Here is an 18,900-nt window from a genome sequence, read left to right as displayed (position 1 = left end):
GGCGCGCCGCGTGACTTCCCTAGCTTAGGCAAAGGATGGGCGGCGCCAAAGCGCCGTCGATCACTCAGGACAAGCATTCCTCGCTGCCGCGTGCATCGCTGCGCGCGCCGTCGGTGAAACCATCGCGAGAACTGATATGCGTCCCCTCGGTAAAGGGATCGAAGCGTCCCATGCGCGCGCCATCCGTGTATGGATCAGGCTTGCGCATCGCATCCCGGTTCGGATCAAAGCCACGGACCACGCACACTGACATGCTGCCGCGAGCCACCACGGGCCGCATCGCGGCCTCGGCGGCCGGACTGCGCGCGCCGTCCGTGAAGGCGTCGCGCTGCGCGTTGTGGCGCGGCACGGCAGCGGCCAGGGCTTCGCCATATGCACCGGCGTGGGCGGCATGACTGAACCCGGCGGCGAGTGCGGCAGCGACTAGCAGGGTCTTGGCAAAATTCTCATGCATTGCAATCTCCAACAGGGATGCCGGCGGCATTGCCGCGACGGCACGCCTCATGCGGGCGATCGGCTACGAAACGGCACGGGCCGCACGGGATCGCCTCGAGCCGTGCCAGCCGTTGCCTGGCGCAAGCCGGCTGCCATCCCATCATGGCAGCGGCGCAGCGCCTGACTCCTGGATCAGTGTTATGCGGATGCGGGAAAGCGGCCGCCCTAGTGCAGCCATGCGAGCATCGCGAACAGCGCTGTCAGCGACGGCAGCAGCCGCGCCGGACTGCGCCCGAGTGCTGCCAGGCACGCCGACCCCCGGTCGGCGGCCAGCTGCACCGCGGCGTGCCAGGCAGCCGGATCCGGTGCCTGGCGTCCGCGCAGGGAGCGCGCCAGCGACAACGCGCGTCCCAGCTCGCGCGCCGGCGCGCCGTGATCGTGACTCAGCTCACGCAGTGAGGCGAGGCACGATTCCCAGTTCGCATGTGAATGACAGAAGACGTAGAGCAGCAGGAGCGCCGGCAGCAGCGGCGGCAGCCACGGCGGCAGCGCCCGTCGCAGCCGACGGATGCGACGGATACCGTCGGCATGCCGGCTGGACTGGCGAGACCACTGCTGCAACGCGCACATGGCACAGGCTCCTTCTGGAAGGGACCGCCTTGAAGGCGGTCAGTGACAAGCTGAGGGTTGCATTGTGTGGCGCGGGGCGGTGTGCACGCATGAGGCCGGTGTCCCGGTTCGGGGTCCGCAATGCGCGACTTCCCGGGACATGCGCCCCGGGGGCCGGGCTGCAGGCGGCGCAAACCAGGCAGAAAGCAAAACCCCCGGGTTGCCTGGCGGCGCTTCCGGGGGTTGCTGAGTTCGACGGAAGCGGGCGCCGGGGCCCGCGCACTCAGATCTCGACCTTGGTGCCCAGCTCCACCACCCGGTTGGCCGGGATCTGGAAGAAGTCCGACGGCTTGGCGCCGTTCTGGTGCATCCAGGCGAACAGGCTCTCGCGCCACATCGGCATGCCCGGCAGCTTGGACGGAATCACCGATTCGCGCGCGATGAAGAACGAGGTCTCCATCAGCTCGAAGTGCATGCCAAGCTTGTGGTCGGCCAGGTCCAGCACCCTCTGCACATCTGGCGTTTCCTTGAAGCCGTATTCGGACTTCAGGATAAAGACGCCGCCGCCGAGGTCCTTGCTGCTCACGCGCTGGTTGTCGTCCACGTAGGGGATATCGCGCGTGACGAAGGTCAGGAACACCACGCGCTCATGCAGCACGCGGTTGTGCTTCAGGTTGTGCAGCAGCGATACCGGCACGGAGTCGGTATTGCCGGTCAGGAACACCGCGGTGCCCTCGACCCGGTGCGGCGGGTGCGCCAGCAGCCCGGCGATAAAGGGCTCGAGCGGGATGCCGTCTTCCAGGCTGCGCGCGCGCAGCAGCTTGCGGCCGCTGTGCCAGGTCATCAGCAGGAAGAAGGCCGTACCGCCCATCAACAGCGGGAACCAGCCGCCTTCGGCGATCTTCAGCAGGTTGGCCGAGAAGAACGCCAGGTCGACTAGCAGGAATGACAGGCCGATCAGCGTGACCAGCACCGGATGCCACTTCCAGACATTACGCATCACGACGGCCGCCAGGAAGGTCGTGATCACCATGGTCGTCGTGACGGCAATACCGTAGGCAGCCGCCAGGTTCTCAGACTTCTTGAACGCCACCACCACGATCACCACCAGTACCAGCAGGATCCAGTTGATCACCGGCAGGTAGATCTGGCCGATTTCTGCTGCAGAGGTATAGCGGATGCGCATGCGCGGCACGAAGCCAAGCTGGATCGCCTGGCTGGTCAGCGAGAAGGCTCCCGAGATCACGGCCTGCGAAGCAATCACAGTGGCGGCGGTCGCCAGCAGCACCATCGGCAGCTGCAGCATGTCCGGCACCATCAGGTAGAAGGGATTGGAGATGTTTGCCGGATTGTTCAGCAACATCGCGCCCTGGCCAAAATAGTTGAGCATCAGGCAGGGCATCACCAGCGCGAACCACCCATACCGGATCGGGCGCGCGCCGAAGTGGCCCATGTCCGCGTACAGGGCCTCGGCACCGGTCAGCACCAGGAACACCGAACCCAGCACGACGAAGGCCTGCAGCGAATGCTCCATCAGGAAGCTGATCGCATAGTGCGGGCTGACCGCAAGAAGGATGCCCGGCGCCTTCACCAGGTGCAGCAGCCCCAGCGCACCAAGCGCGAGGAACCACGCAACCATGATCGGGCCGAACAACTTGCCCACGGCATGCGTGCCGCTGCGCTGGATGAGGAACAGCGCACACAGGATGACCAGCGTGATCGGAATGACGAATTGCGACAGGCCCGGCGCGGCGATCTCCAGCCCTTCCACCGCCGACAGCACTGAGATTGCCGGCGTAATGACCGCATCGCCATAGAACATGCAGGCACCAAAGATGCCCAGCATCATCAGCAGGCGCGCCATACGCGAGCGCGGTGCCGCTGTGCGCAGCGCCAGCGCCATCAGGGCCAGCACGCCGCCCTCGCCGTCGTTATCAGCGCGCATCACGAACATCACGTACTTGAGCGAAACGACGATGATCATCGCCCAGAACAGCATCGAGATGATGCCAAGCACGGCATCAGCGCTGAAGGGAATGCCGTGTTCCTGGCTGAAGCACTCCTTGAGCGCGTAAAGCGGGCTGGTGCCGATATCCCCGAAGACGACACCGATCGCTCCCATGATCAGCGCCCGCGTACTGGGGCTTTCGACAAAATAATGACTGGTTGTTGCGGATTGGGTCATGAGTATTGGTCTGATTGACCGGGCTCGCGGGCGATTGATGCCTCTCCGGCGACCCGGCCCTGACGCGGTGGCTGCGGGTCCGCTAACTTCTTCTATTGCATCGCACAAACGCGCGCAATTTTAGATGAACTGTCGACGATCGACCACTGCGGCAAAAAGGGATGCCGCTTTCGTGACTTCGCAAGGATGGGAGGGAAGCGGCGGATGGTCAAGCCCCGGGAGAGCAAAACAGCGTGTCCTTGCGCCCGCAAGCAGCGTTGCGGCAGGACAACATAAGAGTCTTATGCGGCGCTTTCCACCTCAAACGCCCAGATAGCGGTCCAGCGCTTCGGGCTTGCCGGCAAGATCCGACGCGGGGCCAGACATCACCACCCGGCCCTTTTCCAGCACCACGGCGCGGTCGGCGTGGGCCAGCACCGAGCGGAAATTGCGGTCGACCACGACCGAGGCGATGCCGGTGCCGCGCACGGTGGCGATGACCGCCCAGATCTCGCGCACGATGCGCGGGGCCAGCCCTTCGGTGGCCTCGTCCAGCACCAGGCAGTCGGGATTGGTCATCAGCGCGCGGCCGATGGACAGCATCTGCTGCTCGCCGCCGGACAACTGCTGGCCGCCATGGGACAGGCGTTCCTTCAGCCGCGGGAACAAGTCGAGCACGCGCGCCTCGTCCCAGTCGTTGCGGCCGTTGCAGCCCTTGCGCGCGGCCATCAGCAGGTTTTCACGCACCGACAGGCTGGGGAAAATGCCGCGGCCCTCCGGCACGTAGGCCACGCCCAGGCGCGCCACCTCGAACGGCTGCGCGCGCGAGACGTCGCGGCCAGCCACGCGGATCTGCCCCTGGCGCTGGCGCACATGGCCCAGCAGCGTGCGCAGCAGCGTGCTCTTGCCCATGCCGTTGCGGCCCAGCAGCCCGACCGTTTCGCCCACGCCCACGGTGAAGTCGACGTCGCGCAGCACGTGGCTGGAGCCATACCAGGCGTTGATGCCGGTGGCTTCGATCATCGGGGCATTCATGCGGCCTCGCTCTCTTCCTCGCCCAGGTAAGCGACCTGGACCTCGTGGTTGGTCCGGATCGCCTCGGGGCTGCCAGTGGCAATCACGGCGCCGTTGACCATCACGGTGATGCGGTCGGCGACCGAGAACACCGCGTCCATGTCATGCTCGACCAGCAGGATGGCGTGGCCCTCGCGCAGGCCGCGCAGCAGCGCCAGCATCCGCGCCGACTCTTCCGCGCCCATGCCGGCCAGCGGCTCGTCCAGCAGCAATGCGACCGGCTGCGTGGCCAGGCACATCGCCACCTCCAGCTGGCGCTTCTGGCCATGCGCCAGGTCGCTGGCGAGCCGGTCCGCCAGCGGTGCCAGGCCGGCCCGCTCCAGGGCCTCGTCGGCCAGCGTGGCGCTGGTGCGGCAGCCCTGGGCGCTTTCCCACAGCCGCCACGCGCGCTGCGCGCGCGATTGCGCGGCGAGCCGGCAGTTTTCGCGCACCGTCAGCGGCAGGAAGATATTGTTGCGCTGGTAGCTGCGCCCGACCCCATGGCGCGCCAGCCGCGGCTGCGACCAGCCGGTCACGTCCTCGCCCTTCAGGTGCAGGCGGCCGGACGACGGCGGCAGTTCGCCAGACAGCATATTGATCAGCGTGGACTTGCCCGCGCCGTTGGTGCCGATCACGGCATGGATCTCATGCAACTCCAGCGACAGGTCGACGCCCGCCACGGCGGTCAGGCCGCCGAAGCGCCGGGTCAGTTGCTGCGCCTGCAGGATCGGGGTTCCTTGCGATGTCATGCGGCCTCCGTATTGCGGCGTCCTTCACGGCGGCTGTCCGCGGCGCCCGCGGCCTCATCCGTGCCGGTGCCGGCATCGCCATTGCGGCGTCCGCGGCGACCGTGCCGCAACACCGACGGCAGGCTGACCAGTCCGCGCGGCAGCAGTGCCACCGCGACGATGATGAAGCCGCCCATCAGCAGCTGCCAGTGCTTGGTCAGGGTGCTGAACCACTCGGCCAGCAGCACGAACGAGAACGCGCCCAGCACCGCGCCGGCCAGGCTGCCCACGCCTCCCAGGATCACCATCAGCATGGCGTTGCCGGACTGGTGCCACGACGCGATCTCCGGATTGACGAAGCCAAACTGGATCGCATACAGAAACCCGGCCAGCCCCGCCAGCAGCCCGCCCGCGACAAAGGCGCCAAGCTGGTAGCGGTAGGTGGCATAGCCGGCCGCGCGCATGCGCTGCTCGTTGTGGCGGATGCCGACCAGCGCGTGCCCGAAGCGCGAGCGCAGCACCAGCGCCAGCACCGCTACCGTCAGCACCAGCCCGATCCATACCATCCAGTAGAAATGCGTGGGATCGTTGACCGTCAGCAGGTGCTCGCCAGGCACCGGGAATTCCGGCCGGAAGTAGATATAGGTGCCGTCGCTGCCGCCCGCGATCTTGGTGTCATGGAAGACGAAATACACCATCTGCGCGAACGCCAGCGTGACCATGATGAAATACACGCCGCGGGTGCGCAGCACCAGCGCCCCCACCACCAGCGCCAGCAGCGCGGACGCCGCCAGCGCACCCGCCAGCAGCAGCCAGCCGTTGCCCGGGCCGGCCTGCGGCGCCAGGATTGCGGTGGCATACGCCGCCATGGCGAAGTACGCGGCATGGCCCAGGCTGACCAGCCCGGTGTAGCCGATCAGCAGCTGCAGCGACAGCGCGAAGATCGCCATGATCATCACCTTGCTGAGCAGCTCGATGTAGAACTTGTTGCTGTCCGCGGTCAGCAGCAGCGGCAGTGCCGCCAGCACCGCGAACGCCACCAGCCAGCCCAGCCCGGTGGCCAGCGTGGCATTGCGCAAGGAGTGCCGGCGCGCCGGCAATGTCGTCGGGTTCATGTCATCCTGCCTTGAACAGCCCCTGCGGCTTCCACAGCAGGATCACCGCCATCAGCAGGTAGATCAGCACGCCGGCCGCCTCCTGCCAGAACACCTTGCCGAAGGTATCGACGAAGCCCAGCAGCAGCGACGCCACCAGCGCGCCCTTGACCGAGCCGATGCCGCCGATCACCACCACCACGAAGCAGACGATCAGCACCTGCGCGCCCATGCCCGGATAGACCGACGACACCGGCGCGGCGATCATGCCGGCCAGCACTGCCAGCGCCACGCCCAGCGCGAACACGAAACGGTACAGCACCGTGATGTTGATGCCCAGCGACTGCACCATCTCGCGGTTGGTGGCGCCGGCGCGGATCATCATGCCCAGCCGGGTGCGCCGGATCACGTAGTACATCGCCAGGGCCACCACCAGGCATACCGCGGAGATAAAGAGGCGGTACACCGGATAGGTCATGTCGTTGCCGATCGCCAACGAGCCGTCCAGCAGCGCAGGCACCTGCACGCCGTGCACGTCATCGCCGACCAGGATGCTGCGCAACTCCTCGAACACCAGGATCAGCCCGTAGGTCATCAGCACCTGCTGCAGGTGGTCGCGCTCATACAGGTAGCTGAAGAAGGCCCATTCCAGCACGTAGCCGAATGCCACCGCCAGCACGATGCCGAGCGGGATGGCGATAAACAGGTTGCCGGTCAGGCCGGCGAGCGTGAAGGCCACGTAGGCGCCCAGCATGTAGAAGCTGCCGTGGGCGAGGTTGATCACGCCCATGATGCCGAAGATCAGCGTCAGGCCGCTGGCCACCAGGAACAGCAGCAGCCCGTACTGGACGCTGTTCAGGCACTGGATCAGGAAGGAGACGATATCCATGTTGCGTCAGCCGCCACCGCGCCTGTCCCTGGAGGACGAAGGCGCGGTATCAGGCTGCTCCGGAAGAGCCGATCAGAGGCGGCAGCCGCGGGCCGGGTCGGCCAGTGCCTTGACGGCCACCGAGCTGACCTTGTTCTCGCGCCCGTCGACCTTGCGCAGGTAGAAATCCTGCACCGGGTTATGCGCCTTGGACAGCGTGAAGGCGCCGCGCGGGCTGTCGATCCTGGCCGCGCCCATGGCCTTGTACAGGTCGGCCTTGCGCGTCATGTCGCCCTTCACCGCCGTGGCGCCGGCGGCCAGCAGCTGGGCGGCATCGTAGCCCTGCACTGCGTACACGTCCGGCTGCAGCTTGTAGGTCTTGGCGTAGTCCAGGCGGAAGTTCTTGTCGCGCGGGTTGGTCAGGCCATCGGCGTAGTGCAGCGTGGTTTCCAGCCCCTGCGCGGCGTTGCCCTGTGCTTCGAGCGTGCCGTCGGTCAGGAAGCCCGAGCCGTACAGCGGAATCTTGTCCTTGAGCCCCGCCGCAGCCCAGTCCTTGACAAACTTGACCGCGCCGCCGCCGGCAAAGAACACGAACACGGCGTCAGGCTTGAGCGACGCCACTTCGGTGATCAGCGCCTGGAACTCGACATTGGGGAACGGCAGGTTCAGTTCCTTCACCACCTTGCCGCCCTTGGCCTCGAACGCTTCCTTGAAGCCCTTCACCGACTGTTCGCCGGCGGCGTACTTCCAGGTCAGCGTCACCACCTTCTTCAGGCCGCGCTCGCCCAGCACCTGGCCCATGGCGTAGCCCGGCTGCCAGTTCGAGAACGAGGTGCGGAAGATATTGGGGCCGCACAGCGGACCTGTTGCCTCATCCACGCCGGCATTGGGAATGATCAGCAGCGTGTTGTTCTCCTTGGCCACCTTGACGATGCCCATCTGCACGCCCGAATGCACCGTGCCGACCACCACGTCGACCTGGTCGCGCTTGACCAGCTTGGTGGCGTTCTCCGGCGCCTTGGCCGGATCGGATTCATCGTCGACCTTGAAGTACTCGATGTCGCGTCCGCCAAGCTTGCCGCCCTGCTGCTGCACGTACATGCGGAAGCCGTTCTCGATGGCCGTCCCCAGGGCCGCGTAGGTGCCGGTGTACGGCAGCATGAAGCCGACCTTGATCTTTCCCCCGGGTGCAGCGGGTGCGGGGGCTGCTGGCTGCGCGGACGCGCCGGCCATGGCAAAGACGGTGGCGACGGCAAGGCAGGCAGGCGCAAGCCTGCGCGAGGTGAAGCGACGCATGGTGTCTCCTGGTGGTCAAGCCGGTGGCTCGCTGGACCGTTGCCGGTCACCCCTGCCCTTGCCGTGTCCCGCGCTGGCGCATGCACCGTGAGGACCCTTCGCAACAGGCGGGAAGCCGAATTATTTTAGGTTTGAAGTATGCAGATTTATATGCCGAACGGCAGCCAGCGTCAACGGTTCTTTTTGGTCCCGGTGTGGCGAATGCCCGCATCGCGCGAGTTTAAGCAAGGTGGTCTGGGGGGCATATCGATGGATACCCTCGATCTGCGCCATGGTGCCGTACACGTCGTCCTCGCCCTGCACCGCCAGCACCGGGCAGCGCAGCCCAGACAGCAGCGGACGCAGGTCCCACTGGCGGAATTCGGGGTCGAGCCAGATATCGTTCCAACCCCAGAAGGCCGAATCGACGTCGTCATGATGGCGCGCCAGCCGCTGGCGCAGGTCGGTTTCCAGGTAAGCCCGGCGCGTGCCCGCGATGCTGCGCACCGACAGGTCTTCGACCACGATATGCGGCGCCAGCACGGTGATGCCGGCAACCGCCTGTGGAAAGCTGGCGGCGTGGATCAGCGCGATCGAGCCGCCGTCGCTGTGACCCAGCAGCCAGGGCATGCCGTGCGCGCGGCCGGGACCGATGTCGAGCGCGTCGAACAATGCGGGCAGCGCCTCGCATGCCTGGCGATGCATGAAGTCGGGACGCCATTTTTCGTCGTGCGGCCGCGGCGTCGAACGTCCGTAGCCGTAGCGCGAGAACACCAGGCCACGATAGTCGCCGGCTTCACAAAATTCACGCGGAAAATCGCGCCACATGCTGACCGAGCCCAGCCCCTCATGCAGGAACACCACCAGCGGGCGCTGCGCGCGTTCAGGTCGCAGCCACTGGTACTCGATCCGGATACGGCGGTTGTCGAAGGGAATTTCCACCAGGCTGCTTTGCATGGGCACGCTATTGTCTTGCATCGGTTCAGAAGGAATGTCCAGAAGCTACGGGCGCTTCATTGCGCCGCCTCCCGCGCGGCTTGCTCGCGCTGGCGCAGGCGGAAACGCTGGATCTTGCCGGTCGCGGTCTTGGGCAGTTCGGGCACGCATTCGATCTGGCGCGGGTACTTGTACGGCGCGAGGCGCGACTTGATAAAGGCCTGCAGTTCCGCCGCCATGCCGTCATGCCATTGTTGGCCGGGCCGCAGCACGACAAAGGCCTTGGGCTTGACCAGTTCGTCGGCATCCGTGACGCCGATCACCGCCGCCTCCAGCACGGCCGGGTGCTGCGCCAGCGCGGCCTCGACCTCGAACGGCGACACGTAGATGCCGCCGACCTTGAGCATGTCGTCGCTGCGGCCGGCATAGGTGTAGTAGCCATCGGCATCGCACAGGTACTTGTCGCCGCTGCGCGTCCATTCGCCGACAAAGGTATCGCGACTCTTGTCGCGGTTGCACCAGTACATCAGCGCGGCACTGGGGCCCTTGATATAGAGATCGCCGATCTCGCCGGGCGCGCACGGCTCGCCGCGCTCGTCCAGCAGCTTCAGCGCGTAGCCTGGCACCGGCTTGCCGGTGGTGCCGTAGCGCACCTCACCCGGCCGGTTCGACAGGAAGATATGCAGCATCTCGGTGGAGCCGATGCCATCCAGGATGTCGCAGCCGAAATGCGCCAGGAAGCGTTCGCCGATATCGCGCGGCAGGGCCTCGCCGGCAGAGGTGCATACACGCAACGCCACCTCGGCGCGCGGCGGCAGCTCAGGCGCCGCCAACATGCCCGCAAACAGCGTGGGCACGCCGCAGAACACCGTGGGCCGCTGCTCGCGCAGCCGCCTGAACACGGCCGCCGGCGTGGGCCGCTCGGCCATCAGCACGGTGGTGGCGCCGACCGACATCGGAAAGGTCAGCGCATTGCCCAGCCCGTAGGCAAAGAACAGCTTGGCGGCCGAGAACACCATGTCGTCTTCGCGGATGCCCAGCACCTGGCGGGCATACAGGTCAGCCGTATGGAACAGGTTGCCATGCGTGTGCACGGTGCCCTTGGGCCGTCCGGTCGAGCCCGACGAATACAGCCAGAACGCCATGTCCTCCGGGCCGCTGCGCACGGTCTGCGCGGGGGAACGCGTGCGCGCCAGCATCGCGCCCACGCTGCACGCCGGCGCGCCATCGGCATGCGGCGCCGCCTGGATCACCATCGGCGCCAGCCCGCTCTTCTCGATGGCCGCCTTCATCACCGGCAGCAGCGGCTCCGACACCACCACGGCGCGCGCGCCGCTGTGGCCAAGCATGTAGGCGTAATCGTCCGCGGTCAGCAGGGTATTGACCGCCACCGGCACAACGCCCGCCAGCAGGCAGCCGAGAAATACCGTGGGGAAATCAATGGTATCGAGCGCGCACAGCAGCAGCCGCTCTTCCTGGCGGAAGCCCGCGTCGCGCAGCGCGCCGGCAAAACGGCGGGCGCGGGCATCGAGCTCGGCGTAAGTCAGCGAGGTGGTGTCGTCGATGTAGGCAGTCTTGCCCCCGCGCCCTGCCTCCAGATTGCGCGACAGCAGGTCCTCGGCGGCGTTGTAGCGGGTGGGCAGTGCCGCCACGACATCGGTAGCGGGTGGAACATCCGGCAGCACGGGCGATGCTGCCGCTGGCATGCCGGCGGCGGTATTGGGGGGCGTCATTGTCTCCACTCCTTGGTGTCGCGCCGCGGGCCACGGGCGCCGCGCCAGCGTCAGTCCAGTCGTTGTTCTGTTTGCCGATGTCCGCCAATGTGCATGCCGGCATCCGCTTGTTGATGCATTTTATTTCATATCAACTATTATGCAAGCGAGGGGATGCACTATAGGACAGGCTTTATCGAACCGACTGCCTGCCGCGCCACTTGGCGCACCAGGGCTGCTCGTATAATGCGCCCTTGCTTTTTCTGCCGGTCAACCCGAAACCACCACCATGCGCCGCGATCCCACCCCGCTGCCCGCCAACGAGACCGAAGCCGACGCGCGCCCTGCCGGGGATGCGCCCGCCGCAGCCGCCAACGCCGAGCGCGACCCCTACCTGACGCTGCTGGGCGAGCGCATCCGCTCGCTGCGCGCCTCGCGCGGCATGTCGCGCAAGGACCTGGCGCGCGGCGCCGGCGTGTCCGAGCGCTACCTGGCCAACCTGGAAACCGGCACCGGCAATGCGTCGGTGCTGCTGCTGCGCCAGGTGGCGCGCGCGCTCGACGTGCCGCTGCCGGTGGTGCTGGCCGAAGTGGACGGCCTGAAAGGCGAGCAGGCCACCGCGTTTGCGCAGATGGTGCAATGGCTGGCGCAGTTGCCCGCGGGCGACCTGGCGCGCGTGCGTGAAGCCTGCCGCCATGCACTGGCCCCCGCAGAGTCCGGCGATGCGCGCCACCGCCGCATCGCGCTGATCGGCCTGCGCGGCGCCGGCAAGTCCACCCTGGGCCGCGCGCTGGCAGCGGCCAGGGACGTGCCCTTTGTCGAACTGAACACCGTGATCGAGCAGGAAGCCGGGGCCAGCCTGTCGGAAATCCATTCGCTCTACGGCCAGGCGGCCTACCGCCGCTACGAAATGCGCGCGCTGGAACGCACCCTGCGCGAGCACGACCGCCTGGTGCTGGCCACGCCGGGCAGCCTGGTCTCTGAACCGGCCACCTTCAACCTGCTGCTGTCGCAGTGCTACACCATCTGGGTGCGCACCTCGCCGGAGGAACACATGGCGCGCGTGGTGGCCCAGGGCGACATGCGGCCGATGGAAGGCAACCGCGAGGCCATGGCCGACCTGCGCCGCATCCTGCAGGCACGCGCGCCGCTCTATGACCGCGCCGATATCTCGATCGACACCAGCGGCCAGGACGCCGCCGCCTCGCTGCAACAGTTGCGCGCCCAACTGCAGGCCGCCGGCGCCTGACCACCCTGCCGGCGGCGCACGGCTGACAAAGACATTGCGCCGGCCGCCTCCATGCACTATATTTCATCAAAAGCCGCAAGGCACTATAGTGCACTCAGGAGACAGCCATGTCCGCGCCGGCAACCGCCCCACTGCGCCCTGACCAGGCAGCCGCCCCGTCAGATGCGCCCGCCCCCGTCACCTTCGAGCGTCATCCCGACCAGTACCGCCACTGGAAACTGAGTTTCGACGGCCCCGTCGCCACGCTGGCGATGGACGTCGACGAGGAAGGCGGACTGCGCCCCGGCTACGCGCTGAAGCTCAATTCCTACGACCTTGGCGTCGATATCGAACTGCACGACGCGCTGCAGCGCATCCGCTTCGAACACCCCGAAGTGCGCACCGTGGTGCTGACCAGCGCGCGCGAGCGCATCTTCTGCTCGGGCGCCAATATCTTCATGCTGGGGCTGTCGTCGCATGCGTGGAAGGTCAACTTCTGCAAGTTCACCAACGAGACCCGCAATGCCATCGAGGATGCCAGCCGGCACTCGGGGCTGAAGTTCATCGCCGCCTGCAACGGCACCACCGCCGGCGGCGGCTATGAACTGGCGCTGGCGTGCGACGAGATCGTGCTGGTCGATGACCGCTCGTCCGCGGTAAGCCTGCCCGAGGTGCCGCTGCTCGGCGTGCTGCCCGGCACCGGCGGCCTGACCCGCGTGACTGACAAGCGCCACGTGCGCCGCGACCACGCAGACATCTTCTGCACCACCACGGAAGGCGTGCGCGGCCAGCGCGCCAAGGACTGGAAGCTGGTTGACGAAGTGGTCAAGCCGGCGCGCTTTGCCGAGCATATCGCCGAGCGCGCGGCGGCGCTGGCGGCCACCAGCGACCGGCCACAGGGCCACCATGGCATCACGCTGACACCGCTGTCGCGCACCATCGAGCCCGACGGCTACCGCTACGAGACCGTGCGCGTGCATGTCGATCCCGCTGCGCGCAAGGCCACGCTGACCGTGTTCGGGCCCGACAAGCACCAGCCCGCGGATCTCGCCGGCGTGGTCGCGGCCGGCGCGCAATGGTGGCCGCTGAAGATGGCGCGCGAACTGGACGACGCCATCCTGACACTGCGCGCCAACCACCTGGATATCGGCATCTGGGTGCTCAAGACCGATGGCGACTCGGCCGCGGTGCTGGCCGCCGACGCGCTGCTGCAGGCGCATGCCGGCCACTGGTTCGTGCGCGAGACCATCGGCATGCTGCGCCGCACGCTGGCGCGGCTGGATGTGTCGTCGCGCAGCCTGATCGCGCTGATCGAAGCCGATTCCTGCTTTGCCGGCACGCTGCTGGAACTGGCGCTGGCCGCCGACCGCAGCTACATGCTGCACCTGCCCGACGCCCCGGACGATGCGCCGCGCGTGTTCGCGTCCGCGCTCAACTTCGGCCACTACCCCATGCCCAACGGGCAAACCCGGCTGGCGGCGCGCTTCTATGGCGACGAGGCCGCGCTCACGGCGGTACGCGAGCATATCGGCGCGCCGCTGGATGCGCTCAGCGCCGACTCGCTCGGGCTGATCACCGCCGCGCCCGACGATATCGACTGGGAGGACGAAATCCGCATCGCCCTGGAAGAACGCGCCAGCCTGTCGCCGGATGCATTGACCGGGATGGAAGCCAACCTGCGCTTCGGCGGCGCCGAGACCATGGAAACGCGCATCTTCGGCCGCCTGACCGCATGGCAGAACTGGATCTTCCAGCGCCCCAACGCCGTCGGCGAGTACGGCGCGCTGAAGGTCTTCGGCAGCGGCAACAAGGCACGCTTCGACTGGGACCGGGTGTAGCGCCCGGGCCCCGCCAGACAACAAGGAGACAGCACGTGAGCATCGACTACAGCCAGAAGATTCCCAACAACGTCAACCTGTCCGACGACCGCGCGCTGCAGCGCGCGCTGGAACACTGGCAACCAGCGTTCCTCGACTGGTGGCGCGACATGGGACCGGACGGCTCGCACAACTTCGATGTGTACCTGCGCACCGCGGTGTCGGTCGATCCATCCGGCTGGGCGCACTTCGACCACGTCAAGATGCCGGACTACCGCTGGGGCATCTTCCTGCAGCCGGCCGACCCCGAGCGCAGGATCCACTTCGGCGAGCACAAGGGCGAAGCCACCTGGCAGGACGTGCCGGGCGAGCACCGCGCCAACCTGCGCCGCATCATCGTCACGCAGGGCGACACCGAGCCCGCCTCGGTCGAGCAGCAGCGCCACTTGGGCCTGACCGCGCCGAGCCTGTACGATCTGCGCAACCTGTTCCAGGTCAATGTGGAGGAAGGCCGCCACCTGTGGGCGATGGTATACCTGCTGCACCGCTATTTCGGCCGCGACGGCCGCGAGGAAGCCGAGGCGCTGCTGGAGCGCCGCTCGGGCGACCAGGACAATCCGCGCATCCTCGGCGCCTTCAACGAGCGCACCCCGGACTGGCTGGCGTTCTTCATGTTCACCTACTTCACCGACCGCGACGGCAAGTTCCAGCTGTGCGCGCTGGCCGAATCCGGCTTCGATCCGCTGGCGCGCACCACGCGCTTCATGCTGACCGAGGAAGCGCACCATATGTTCGTGGGTGAATCCGGCGTGTCGCGCGTGATCCAGCGCACCTGCGAGGTGATGCGCGAACGCGGCATCGAAGACCCCGCCGAAGTGCGCGCCGCCGGGGTGATCGATCTGGAGACCATCCAGCGCTACCTGAACTTCCACTACAGCGTCACCATTGACCTGTTCGGCGCCGACCAGTCGTCCAACGCCGCCACCTTCTACAGCGCCGGCCTGAAGGGCCGCTTCGAGGAAGGCAAGCGCGCCGACGACCACGTGCTCAAGAGCGATGTCTACCGCGTGCTGGAAGTGCGCGACGGCCACCTGGGCGAGCGCGAGGTGCCGATGCTCAATGCGCTCAATGAAGTACTGCGCGACGACTACATCAAGGACAGCATGGGCGGCGTCGCGCGCTGGAACAAGGTCATCGAGAAGGCCGGCATCGCGTTCCGCCTGACCGTGCCGCACAAGGCCTTCAACCGCAAGATCGGCACGCTCGCCAATGTGCACGTCTCGCCCGAGGGCCAGCTGATTTCCGAAGCCGAGTGGAAGGCCAACGAACGCAAATGGCTGGCCACCGATGAAGACCGCGCCTTTGTGGCCTCGCTGATGGGCCGCGTGGTGGAGCCGGGCAAGTACGCCAACTGGATCGCGCCGCCGGCGGTGGGCATCAACCGCCAGCCGATGGATTTCGAGTACGTGCGTTTCAACTGAACCAGAACCACAAGGACAGGCCAGGAGCCACCGGAGACACGCCATGGGCGCCCCCGACATCATCAAGCAGCACCTGATCGATCCGGAAATCTGCATCCGCTGCAATACCTGCGAGGACACCTGTCCGATCGATGCCATCACCCACGACGACCGCAACTACGTGGTCAGGGCGGACGTGTGCAACGGCTGCAACGCCTGCCTGTCGCCCTGCCCGACGGGCGCCATCGACAACTGGCGCACCATGCTGCGCGGCCAGGCCTACCCGATCGAGGCGCAATTGCTGTGGGACGAATTGCCGGCCGAGGTGCCGCTGCCGGAACTGGCCGACCTGGGTGAGGCACCGCAGGCAACCCTCGGCAGCGGCACGGCAACCGGCGCCGCACCCGACGCCGTCATCCAGTCCGTGGAAACCAGCCGCCACACCTCGCCGCGTGCGCCGTGGTCGGCGGCCCATCCCTATGTGAACCTGCATGGCGTGCGCGCGCCGGTCACCGCGACCGTGGCCGGCAACTACCGGCTGACCGCCGAGGACGCGTCCAGCGACATCCACCATATCGTGCTGGATTTCGGCACGCACTTCTTCCCGATCCTGGAAGGCCAGTCGATCGGCATCGTGCCGCCCGGCACGGATGCGTCGGGCAAGCCGCACTACATCCGCTTGTACTCGGTGGCCAGCCCGCGCGACGGCGAGCGCCCCGGCTACAACAACCTGGCGCTGACCGTCAAACGGGTCGACCAGGACCACGATGGCAAGCCGGTGCGGGGCGTCGCGTCCAGCTACCTGTGCGACCTGGCCAAGGGCGACAACGTACAGGTGGTGGGCCCGTTCGGATCGACCTTCCTGATGCCCAACCATGCCGAGGCCAGCATCATGATGATCTGCACCGGCACGGGCTCGGCGCCGATGCGCGCCATGACCGAGCGCATGCGCCGCAACATGGCGCACTTCGGCGGGCGCCGGATGCTGTTCTTCGGCGCCCGCAACGCCAACGAACTGCCCTACTTCGGCCCGCTGCTGAAGCTGCCCAGGGACTTCCTGGACATCCATTTCGCCTTTTCGCGCGACCCCGCCGCGCCGCGCCGCTACGTGCAGGACGCGATCCGCGAGGCCGGGGACAGCGCCGCCGCCCTGCTGGCCGATCCCAACGGCCATGTCTATATCTGCGGACTGAAGGGCATGGAAGCAGGCGTGCTGGAGGCATTCGAAGCGGTGTGCGCCGGCGCCGGGCACGCCTGGCTGGAGATCGAGGCCGCCATGAAGGCGGAGGGCCGGCTCCATATCGAGACCTACTGACGCCGCCCCGCTGCTTGCTGGTCTTTTCAGCAAGCGCTTCCCTTCTGAAAGGCATCGCCTATAATATTTCTCAAGAAACAGGAGTGATGGCGATGCAATCCAGGCGGATTCCGGAAATCGATCCCGCCGGCGGCCCCGACCCCGGCACCACGCTGACCAAGGCGGTGATGCGCGCCGCGGGCTTCCTCGGCATCAGCCAGGCCATCGTGGCAAGCGTGCTGGGCATCAGCACGGCATCGGTATCGCGTATGGCATCTGGCGGCTATGTGCTCGATGCGCACCGCAAGGAGTGGGAATTCGGCGTGCTGTTCGTGCGCCTGTTCCGATCGCTGGATGCCATCCTGGGCCACGGCGACCAGGCCCGGCTATGGCTGACCAATGAAAACCTCGCGCTGGGCGGCAAGCCCCTTGAAATGATCCGCACAACGGAAGGTCTGGTCCGTGTCGTTCACTACCTGGACGCCACCCGCGGTCGCATCTGAGCGCCGGCAGTTTGCGCTCACACTGTGGCGGGCGGTGGAGGCCCAGCACGTCGTATCCACCATGCCGCTGGTCGACAGCCTGGAAGAACAGGCTGTGCTGGAAGCCGTGCTTGACGCCGGCAAACCCGCCGTGCCCGCCGAGGCGCGCCACCTGCACTACCTGCTGTTCACCCCGTTCCGCTATCCGCCCTCGCCCTGGGGCTCGCGCTTTCGCGCCAGCCAGGACCCGGGCGTGTTCTACGGCGCCAACGAGATCCGCACCGCCTGCGCCGAACTCGGCTACTGGCGCTGGCGCTTCCTCAACGACAGCCCCGCGCTGCCGGGCATCGACGCCCGCGCGCAGACGCTGTTCGAAGTGCGCGTCGAGACCTGGGGCGTGGCGCTGGACACACCGCCGTTCGACCAGGACCACGCAACCTGGACCGACCCCGACCACCACGAGCCCTGCCAGGCCTTCGGCCGCATTGCGCGCGAGGCCGGCCTTGGCATGATCCGCTACACCTCCGTGCGCGATCCCCAGCATGGCCCCTGCGGCGCGGTGCTGACCCCGCGCGCGTTCTCCCACCCGGCGCCGCTGGCCACCACCACCTGGATGCTGACGGTACGCCGCGACCGCGTGATCTGGCAGCGCGACGACCTGCAGCAACGCGACAGCTTCGAGTTCGAAGCCGCGCTGTGGCAGCGCACAACCAATAGCGCTGGAAAGGGCTGAACCTCTGCCCCGTGCCGGCGATCTAATCGTTATGGCAGGCGGCAATGCTCACCGCTGGAAGGTATTTTTAAACAAGTGTTGCATTGCGCAACCGGATGCCATATAATCTTTTCTTCGACGGACGCGGGGTGGAGCAGTTGGCAGCTCGTCGGGCTCATAACCCGAAGGTCGCAGGTTCAAGTCCTGCCCCCGCAACCAACCGCATGATGCGTATCATGTGGCGCCGTTAAAGCAGATAAACCCGCCTCTGGCGGGTTTTTTGTTTTCTGCTGCCCCGGTGCTGGCAATCGGATGCTGCCCTCCGTGCAGCACGCAGGTTGCGTTGACCGATGGTGCCCCACCGCCCCAATCATGCCTGCCGGCCCCCTCGGCGAGGGTGATACACTTTCGCCATTCCTCCCGGACACCCCTCATGAAATTCTGCTCGAACTGTGGTCATGCGGTCGTGTTGCGCGTGCCTGACGGCGACAACCGCCCGCGCAGTGTTTGCGACAACTGCGGCACCATCCACTACGTCAATCCCCGCAACGTCGTCGGCACGATCCCGGTGTGGGAAGACAAGATCCTGCTGTGCAAGCGCGCGATCGAGCCGCGCTACGGGTTCTGGACCCTGCCGGCGGGCTTCATGGAGATCGGCGAGACCACCGTGCAGGCCGCCTCGCGCGAGACACTGGAAGAAGCCGGCGCGCGCGTGCAAGTTGGGGAACTGTTCTCGATCCTGAACGTGCCGCATGTGCACCAGGTGCATCTTTTCTACCTGGCCACGCTGGACGACCTGGATGTCGCCCCCGGCGAGGAAAGCCTGGAGGTCAAGCTGGTGGAAGAGGCCGATGTGCCCTGGGATGAACTGGCGTTCCCCACCGTGATCCACACCCTGCGCTGCTTCTTTGCCGACCGCGCCGCCGGCCGGCTGCAGGACGGCAGCTTCCGGCTGCACAGCCTGGATATCGACAAGCCGATGCGCCCGCTGACCAGCCGGGCCACGGTCACGCCCTGAGCGGCGCGGCTGCCG

Annotated in this window: 17 protein-coding genes and 1 tRNA gene; 8 read left to right on the top strand and 10 right to left on the bottom strand. The window is 66.9% G+C overall.

The window, feature by feature from the left end; genetic code table 11:
- Positions 1-64: 64 nt before the first annotated feature.
- The 10 genes from CNE_RS07050 to CNE_RS07005 all read right to left on the bottom strand — a co-directional run bounded on the left by CNE_RS07050 (position 65) and on the right by CNE_RS07005 (position 10,895).
- The gene (locus CNE_RS07050; RefSeq protein ID WP_013956435.1) at positions 65-454 is read right to left on the bottom strand and encodes a hypothetical protein; all 390 of its coding nucleotides are present in this window, start codon (positions 452-454) and stop codon (positions 65-67) included.
- A 206-nt stretch (positions 455-660) separates the two neighbouring features.
- On the bottom strand, positions 661-1,065 hold the full coding sequence (locus CNE_RS07045) for a hypothetical protein (protein WP_013956434.1): 405 nt from the start codon (positions 1,063-1,065) through the stop codon (positions 661-663).
- A gap of 262 nt (positions 1,066-1,327) precedes the next feature.
- Positions 1,328-3,229 (bottom strand): potassium transporter Kup, encoded by a 1,902-nt coding sequence (locus CNE_RS07040; protein ID WP_013956433.1) that lies wholly within the window; start codon positions 3,227-3,229, stop codon positions 1,328-1,330.
- A gap of 300 nt (positions 3,230-3,529) precedes the next feature.
- A complete protein-coding gene (locus CNE_RS07035; RefSeq protein WP_013956432.1) occupies positions 3,530-4,243 on the bottom strand; it encodes an ABC transporter ATP-binding protein in 714 nt (237 codons plus the stop codon).
- Positions 4,240-5,010 (bottom strand): ABC transporter ATP-binding protein, encoded by a 771-nt coding sequence (locus CNE_RS07030; protein WP_013956431.1) that lies wholly within the window; start codon positions 5,008-5,010, stop codon positions 4,240-4,242. The genes CNE_RS07035 and CNE_RS07030 overlap by 4 nt, the downstream gene beginning before the upstream one ends.
- On the bottom strand, positions 5,007-6,104 hold the full coding sequence (locus CNE_RS07025; protein ID WP_013956430.1) for a branched-chain amino acid ABC transporter permease: 1,098 nt from the start codon (positions 6,102-6,104) through the stop codon (positions 5,007-5,009). Before CNE_RS07025 ends, CNE_RS07030 begins: the two co-directional genes overlap by 4 nt.
- Position 6,105: 1 nt before the next feature.
- Positions 6,106-6,972 carry a branched-chain amino acid ABC transporter permease gene (locus CNE_RS07020; protein ID WP_013956429.1) on the bottom strand — a complete coding sequence of 289 codons (867 nt, stop codon included), beginning with the start codon at positions 6,970-6,972 and terminating at the stop codon, positions 6,106-6,108.
- Between the two features lie 72 nt (positions 6,973-7,044).
- Complete coding sequence (locus CNE_RS07015) at positions 7,045-8,247, bottom strand: ABC transporter substrate-binding protein (protein WP_013956428.1); 1,203 nt, start codon at positions 8,245-8,247, stop codon at positions 7,045-7,047.
- Positions 8,248-8,367: 120 nt separating this feature from the next.
- Positions 8,368-9,183, bottom strand: a complete 816-nt coding sequence (locus CNE_RS07010; protein ID WP_228772678.1) for an alpha/beta fold hydrolase — start codon at positions 9,181-9,183, stop codon at positions 8,368-8,370.
- 56 nt (positions 9,184-9,239) lie between these two features.
- On the bottom strand, positions 9,240-10,895 hold the full coding sequence (locus tag CNE_RS07005; protein WP_013956426.1) for a benzoate-CoA ligase family protein: 1,656 nt from the start codon (positions 10,893-10,895) through the stop codon (positions 9,240-9,242).
- Positions 10,896-11,163: 268 nt separating this feature from the next.
- On the opposite strand from CNE_RS07005, the gene CNE_RS07000 reads away from it, so the two are divergent.
- The 8 genes from CNE_RS07000 to CNE_RS06965 all read left to right on the top strand — a co-directional run bounded on the left by CNE_RS07000 (position 11,164) and on the right by CNE_RS06965 (position 18,885).
- The gene (locus CNE_RS07000) at positions 11,164-12,123 is read left to right on the top strand and encodes a helix-turn-helix transcriptional regulator (RefSeq protein ID WP_013956425.1); all 960 of its coding nucleotides are present in this window, start codon (positions 11,164-11,166) and stop codon (positions 12,121-12,123) included.
- 107 nt (positions 12,124-12,230) lie between these two features.
- Positions 12,231-13,940 (top strand): 2,3-epoxybenzoyl-CoA dihydrolase, encoded by a 1,710-nt coding sequence (boxC, locus tag CNE_RS06995; RefSeq protein ID WP_013956424.1) that lies wholly within the window; start codon positions 12,231-12,233, stop codon positions 13,938-13,940.
- A 35-nt stretch (positions 13,941-13,975) separates the two neighbouring features.
- Positions 13,976-15,400: a benzoyl-CoA 2,3-epoxidase subunit BoxB gene (gene boxB, locus CNE_RS06990; RefSeq protein WP_013956423.1), complete on the top strand. Its 1,425-nt coding sequence runs from the start codon at positions 13,976-13,978 to the stop codon at positions 15,398-15,400.
- A 43-nt stretch (positions 15,401-15,443) separates the two neighbouring features.
- On the top strand, positions 15,444-16,694 hold the full coding sequence (gene boxA, locus CNE_RS06985) for a benzoyl-CoA 2,3-epoxidase subunit BoxA (RefSeq protein ID WP_013956422.1): 1,251 nt from the start codon (positions 15,444-15,446) through the stop codon (positions 16,692-16,694).
- 92 nt (positions 16,695-16,786) lie between these two features.
- Complete coding sequence (locus tag CNE_RS06980; protein ID WP_013956421.1) at positions 16,787-17,176, top strand: MbcA/ParS/Xre antitoxin family protein; 390 nt, start codon at positions 16,787-16,789, stop codon at positions 17,174-17,176.
- Complete coding sequence (locus tag CNE_RS06975; protein ID WP_013956420.1) at positions 17,136-17,888, top strand: RES family NAD+ phosphorylase; 753 nt, start codon at positions 17,136-17,138, stop codon at positions 17,886-17,888. The genes CNE_RS06980 and CNE_RS06975 overlap by 41 nt, the downstream gene beginning before the upstream one ends.
- A 122-nt stretch (positions 17,889-18,010) precedes the next feature.
- Positions 18,011-18,086: transfer RNA gene (locus CNE_RS06970), tRNA-Met, on the top strand.
- Positions 18,087-18,300: 214 nt separating this feature from the next.
- Positions 18,301-18,885, top strand: a complete 585-nt coding sequence (locus CNE_RS06965; protein ID WP_013956419.1) for an NUDIX hydrolase — start codon at positions 18,301-18,303, stop codon at positions 18,883-18,885.
- The last annotated feature ends 15 nt before the right edge of the window (positions 18,886-18,900 follow it).

Origin of the sequence: Cupriavidus necator N-1, from assembly GCF_000219215.1 — a bacterium.
Classification (GTDB): domain Bacteria; phylum Pseudomonadota; class Gammaproteobacteria; order Burkholderiales; family Burkholderiaceae; genus Cupriavidus; species Cupriavidus necator.
This window is presented reverse-complemented; position numbering and strand designations above follow the sequence as displayed.